Source organism: Mycobacterium angelicum (genome assembly GCF_002086155.1).
In the GTDB taxonomy this organism is placed as follows: domain Bacteria; phylum Actinomycetota; class Actinomycetes; order Mycobacteriales; family Mycobacteriaceae; genus Mycobacterium; species Mycobacterium angelicum.
On the sequence record NZ_MVHE01000393.1, the window covers coordinates 1 to 273 of the forward strand.

Below are 273 nucleotides of genomic sequence, written 5' to 3' on the forward strand. Positions count from 1 at the left end.
AGGTTTTCGTCACGGCGAGTCGCGCCAAGTGGGATACATTGCGGGCGATGGGTTTTGACGATATCCATATCTCCGACTCGCGATCGTTGGAGTTCGAGGAGGCGTTTCTGCGGGCCACCGAGGGCAGCGGTGTGGACGTAGTGCTGAACTCGCTCGCCGGTGAGTTCACCGATGCCTCGCTGCGGCTACTGCCCAGCGGTGGCCGCTTTATCGAGCTGGGTAAAACCGATATTCGCGACGGGCAGACGGTGGCCGAGCGGCATCGGGGGGTGC

Annotated in this window: 1 protein-coding gene; it reads left to right on the top strand. The window is 62.6% G+C overall.

Translation table 11 applies throughout. The features are described 5' to 3' along the window. A partial coding sequence (locus tag BST12_RS29945) for a zinc-binding dehydrogenase (RefSeq protein WP_139802128.1) occupies window positions 1-273 on the top strand: 273 nt, incomplete at both ends.